Origin of the sequence: Burkholderia sp. Ac-20392, assembly GCF_017104585.1 — a bacterium.
Taxonomy (GTDB): Bacteria; Pseudomonadota; Gammaproteobacteria; order Burkholderiales; family Burkholderiaceae; genus Burkholderia; species Burkholderia lata.
The window spans coordinates 1-5,268 of sequence record NZ_JAAGPB010000528.1 but is presented as its reverse complement, the minus strand read 5'-3'; the positions used below and the strand labels follow the sequence as shown (position 1 = coordinate 5,268).

At 68.3% G+C, this 5,268-nt stretch carries 5 protein-coding genes; 2 read left to right on the top strand and 3 right to left on the bottom strand.

The window, feature by feature from the left end:
• A partial coding sequence (locus G3N99_RS33805) for an efflux RND transporter periplasmic adaptor subunit (protein WP_206124539.1) occupies nucleotides 1-840 on the bottom strand: 840 nt, incomplete at its 3' end.
• Between the two features lie 186 nt (nucleotides 841-1,026).
• Between G3N99_RS33805 and G3N99_RS33800 the strand changes: the two genes are divergently transcribed.
• A complete protein-coding gene (locus G3N99_RS33800) occupies nucleotides 1,027-1,647 on the top strand; it encodes a TetR/AcrR family transcriptional regulator (protein ID WP_174933937.1) in 621 nt (206 codons plus the stop codon).
• A 51-nt stretch (nucleotides 1,648-1,698) separates the two neighbouring features.
• Here G3N99_RS33800 and G3N99_RS33795 read toward each other — a convergent pair whose 3' ends face one another.
• Together G3N99_RS33795 and G3N99_RS33790 are read right to left on the bottom strand one after the other, a co-directional pair.
• Nucleotides 1,699-3,432, bottom strand: a complete 1,734-nt coding sequence (locus G3N99_RS33795; RefSeq protein ID WP_206124540.1) for a ClcB-like voltage-gated chloride channel protein — start codon at nucleotides 3,430-3,432, stop codon at nucleotides 1,699-1,701.
• Between the two features lie 103 nt (nucleotides 3,433-3,535).
• Nucleotides 3,536-4,603, bottom strand: coding sequence for a YeiH family protein (locus G3N99_RS33790; RefSeq protein WP_011352183.1), 1,068 nt, complete (start codon nucleotides 4,601-4,603; stop codon nucleotides 3,536-3,538).
• A 112-nt stretch (nucleotides 4,604-4,715) separates the two neighbouring features.
• Between G3N99_RS33790 and G3N99_RS33785 the strand changes: the two genes are divergently transcribed.
• Nucleotides 4,716-5,268 (top strand): LysR family transcriptional regulator (locus G3N99_RS33785; RefSeq protein ID WP_206124538.1); only part of this gene is annotated, 553 nt, incomplete at its 3' end.

The window sequence follows — 5,268 nt, the reverse complement described above, 5'->3', positions numbered from 1 at the left end:
CGCGCCGTCGAACGCGACGCTGGCGGTCATCCCGAGCCGGATCGCCGGATCGGGCGCGGCGAGCGTGAGCTTCACGCGATACGTGCGGCTTTGCGGATCGGCGGCCGGCGCGATTTCGCGCACTTTCGCGGCGAACTGGCGGCCCGGCAGCGACGGCAGCGTGACATTGGCCGTGTGGCCGGGCGTGAGCGACGCAAGCGCGGCCTCCGGCACGTCGCTGACGACGTCGACGTCGCCGGACCACGCGAGCTGGTAGACGGCCTGGCCGGCCGACACGTTCTGGCCGGTGTCGGCCTGTTCGGCGGTGATGGTGCCCGCGTGATCGGCGACGAGCGTCGCGTAGCGGAGCTGGTTCTTCGCGAGCGCGAGCTGCTGCTGCGCCTGGTCGCGCTGCGCGAGCGCCGACGTGTAGCTGTTCTCGGTCTGCTCGAGCTGGGCGGTCGCGATCAGGTTCTCGCGCGCCTGCGCGCGATCGCGGTCGAGCTGCTGCTTCGCGAACGCGAGGCTGTGCGTCGCGGCATCGAGTTGCGCCTGCGCGCTCGCGGCGTTCTTCTCGACGTCGGACGGGTCGAGCAGCGCGACGACCTGGCCGACCTTGACCGTATCGCCGAGGCGCACCTTGCGCTCGATGATCTTGCCGGCGATGCGGAACGACAGCGGGGTGGCGTAGCGCGGCTGGATTTCGCCGGGGAGCGTGCGGGCGACGGCAGCATCGTCGGCATGGGCGGGCAGCGCGACGACGGGGCGCGGGGCGGGCGGCGCGGATTCTTTCGGATGACAGGCGGCAAGGACAAGCGCGGCGCCGATCAGCAGCGCGGCGCGGGAACCGGAGCGATTCACGAAACCCCCAGATGAGGTGAGAGCGAGAGCGGAACGAAGCCGGCAAGCGCGGCCGGCGCTTGCCCCGAGCGGCGCCGGCAAGGTCGCGCGGACACCATCTTTCAGAAACTGTGGCGAATTCTAATACACACCTGTATCTGAATGCAAAGATGAATCCGAAAGGGAAAGGGTGCTAGACTGCGCGCCATGAAACCACAGCGCTTAACTCGCGAGCAGAGCCGGGACCAGACGCGCGAACGTCTGCTGATTGCCGCACACCGTATTTTTCTGAAGAAAGGCTATGTGGCCGCGAGCGTCGAGGACATCGCGGCGGCGGCCGGCTACACGCGCGGCGCGTTCTATTCGAATTTCCGCAGCAAGTCCGACCTGTTGCTGGAATTGCTGGAGCGCGACCATGCGGAGGTGCAGGCCGACTTCCAGGCGATTTTCGACGGGGGCGGAACGCGCGAGCAGATGGAGTCGATGGCGCTCGCGTATTACCGGACGCTGTTTCAGGACGACGAATATGCGCTGCTGTGGGGCGAGGCGAAGCTGCAGGCCGCGCGCGACGCGAAATTCCGCGTGCGCTTCAACCAGTTCCTGCATGGCAAGCGCCTGCAGATGGCCGAGTTCATCCGGCGCTTCTCCGAGCGCGCGGGCACGCCGCTGCTGCTGCCCGCGGAGACGCTCGCGTTCGGGCTGATGTGCCTGTGTGATGGCGTGCAGTCGTATTACACGGCCGATCCGCAGCACGTGTCGGCCGAGGTGGCCGAATCGGTGCTCGCGGGGTTCTTCGCGCGCGTCGTGCTGGGGCGCGCGCCGGACTGAGCGGGGGTTGGCCCCGAGCCGTGCTCGTGCGGCGGGCGGCGAGGCGCGCGGTCAGCGTTCGCCGGTCATCCGCCGGTACGCATCGAGCAGCGACGTCTTGTAGACGACCCCGGCGAGCGTCGGCTCGGCTTCGCTTTCGATCACCGGCAGGCGTTCGCCCTGGAACGCCATGAAACGTTCGAGCGCGGTGGCAAGCGGCATGTCGGGCGTGAGGAGCGGAAACGGCGTGTGCGCGTAGTGCGCGGCCGTCTTGTCGGTCGTGTCGCGCTTGTCGAGCAGGTCCGACGTAATGTCCTTCAGTGCGACCGCGCCGCGAAAGCGCCCGGCGTCGTCGGTCACGTACAGATACTTCACCGGATATTCGAGAAACACGCGCGTCATGTCGGCGACGCTCGCCGTCAGCGGCACGACCGTCTGAGCGGGCTGGATCAGTTCGCGCATCTGCGTGGTGCGGATCCGGCTGCGTTCCTCGGCATCCTGGTGGTGGTGCAGCGTGATCTCGTACATCGACGTCGTACCGGTCGCGCGCGCGACGAAGTACGCGAATACGCAGGACGCCAGCAGCGGCAGCACGACCTGGTAGCTGAGCGTCATCTCGAAAATCATCAGGATCGCCATCAGCGGCGCCTGCGTGGCGCCCGTCAGGAACGCGCCCATCCCGACGATCGCGTACGCGAAGTACGCCGACGTATGGCCGGGCCACACGGCTTGCATCGCGAGGCCGAACAGCGAGCCGAACACCGCGCCGACGAACAGCGTCGGCGTGAACACCCCGCCGATCGCGCCGGAGCCGACGGTGGCGGAGGTCGCGATCACCTTGAACACGAGCACCGCGACGAGTGCCTGCCAGGTCCACGGCGAATGGAGGATGTGGTTCACCACGCTGTAGCCGTTGCCCCACACGTCCGGCACCCATACCGAGATCACGCCGACGACGAGGCCGCCGAGTGCGAGCCGCACGGGCAGCGGCAGGGGCAGCCGCTTGAAGTGGTTCTTCGACGCATCGAGCAGGTGCAGGAACTGCGGCGCGAGCACGCCGCACAGCGCGCCGAGCACGACGAACAGCAGCACTTCGGGGCCGGTGACGGCCGGAAACACCGGCATCTCGTACGGCGGCCGGTAGCCGGCAAATTCGCGCATCACGATGTTCGCGACGACCGACGAGACGATCATCGGCCCGAGACTTTCCATGGCGATGCCGCCGAGCACGATCTCCGATACGAAGAAGGCGCCGGCGATCGGCGCGTTGTACGCGGACGTAATGCCGGCCGCCGCCCCGCACGCGACCAGCAGGCGCAGGCGCGGCGGGTCGAAGTGCGCGAAGCGGCCGACGAGCGACGCGGCGAGCGCCGCGAGCTGCACCATCGGGCCTTCGCGGCCGATCGAGCCGCCGCTGCCGATCGTCAGCAGCGACGACACGCTGCGCCACAGGCTCTGGCGAACCGGCACGACGCCGTTGCCGAGCGCGACCGATTCCATGTAGTCGGTCTTGCCGGCCTTCTTGTCGCCCCGCATCGCGAGCAGCAGCACGCAGCCGGCGAGGAAGCCGCCCGCGGCCGGCATCCAGAACCGCACGTACCAGGGCAGGCGCTTGGCCATCTGCACGAAGCTGCCGCTTTGCCCGGAGATCAGGTGCTGCATCAGGTCGATGCCTTCGCGGAACGCCATCGTGGCAAAGGCGCCGCCGACGCCGACGATGGCTGACCAGATCAGCATCGTATGGGCGTCCGACAGGCGGAACAGCGTTTGGGCGCGAGTGCGCAGCTTCAGCAGGAACGAGAGCACGGCTGAAAGAGGGCGATGGAAAACGACGCGAAGCATAGCACTGCGCCGCGCCCGCGGGACCATCCCGTCGGGCGCGGCGCGCGAAGTGTCACGGGCGGGCAACTCAGCCAAGCCAGTGCTGTACCGCCCAGGTGATCCCGTAGCCGCCGGCGATCAGCCACACGTACAGGATCAGGCCGGTCATCAGCGCCCGGGGGCCGGCTGCGCGGATCTGCGCGACGCGGGTTTCGATGCCGAGTGCGGTCATGGCCATCGTCAGCGCGAAGGTGTCGAGTACGTTCAGCGTGTGGGTGACGTCGGTGGGCAGCACGTTCAGCGAATTGACGATCACGAAGCCGAGGAAGCCGAGTGCGAACCAGGGTACGGCCACCTTGCGCTTGCCTTGCGCGCCGCCGGCGGTCGCACGTGCCGAGCGGGCCAGCCACCAGCCGAGCACCAGCAGCACCGGCACCAGCAGCATCACGCGGGTCATCTTGACGATCGTCGCGATGTGCGCGACCTGCGGGCTGATGTCGCTCGCCGCGCCGACCACCTGCGCGACCTCGTGGATCGTGCCGCCGAAGAACAGGCCGAGGCCGGCCGGATCGAGGTTCAGCAGCCCGGCGTGATACGCGATCGGGTACAGGAACATCGACAGCGTGCCGAACAGCACGACGCTGCCGACTGCCATCGCGCTCTGGTGCGGCTTCGACTGCAGCGTCGACTCGAACGCGAGCACGGCGGCCGCGCCGCAGATCGCGCTGCCGGCGGCGGTCAGCAGGGCCGAATCGCGGTCGAGCTTCATGATCTTCATGCCGGCCCAGGTGCCGATCACGAGCGTGCTGACGACGACCAGCACCGACACCGTCAGGCCCGGGAGCCCGACTTGCGCGATTTCCTGCAGGCTGACGCGCAACCCGAAGAACGCGACCGCGATGCGCAGCAGCTTGCGTGCGGAGAAGTTGACGCCGGCCGCCCAGCTGGCCGGCATGCCGTCGCGCAGCGCATTGCCGTACAGCGCACCGGCGACGATGCCGACGATCAGCGGCGACAGGCCGAGCCCCGCGATCGCGGGAAGCTGGGACAGGCTCGTGACGGCGGCGGCGAACAGCGCGACGAACAGCACGCCGTTCAACTGGCCGCGCATCGACGGCGCGGCGGGGCTGAGATGGGGAGTCGGAGCAGTGGACATGGAAGCACCGTGATGGAGCGTGTTGCGATGGTGTAATCCTAATTTCGTTATATCGATATGAAAAATTGTGATTTGTGACGTAAACTATCCGGAAAGCCGATAATTTATCCCCATGACCCCGGATCAACTGATAACGTTCGCCGCCGTCGCCGAGCACCTGAACATCAGCCACGCCGCCGTGGCGCTGCATCTGTCGCAGCCGGCCGTGTCGGGCCAGTTGCGGCTGCTGCAGGACGAATTCGGCGAGCCGCTTTACCAGCGCGAAGGCCGCGGCATCCGCCTGACCCCGGTCGGCGAACAGCTCGCGCAGTACGCGAAGGCGCAGCGCGACACCTTCGCGCAGGCGCGCGCGTTTCGCGACGCGGTACGGGGCCTCGAGGCCGGCACGCTGCGCATCGGCGCGAGCACCACGCCCGCGAGCTATCTGTTGCCGTACCTGATCGCGGCGTTCCAGCCGCGCGCGCCGCGCGTGGCGATCCACACGATGAGCGGCAACACGGCCGACGTGGTCGCGGCGCTGCCGTCGCTCGATATCGCGATGATCGAAGGGCCGCCCGGCGAGGCGCTGCCGCCGGGTACGGCGGTGCATGCGTGGCGCGAGGACGAGATCGTGGCGATCGTGCCGACCGGCCATCCGCTGGCCGCGCCCGACTATGCGGCGGGCA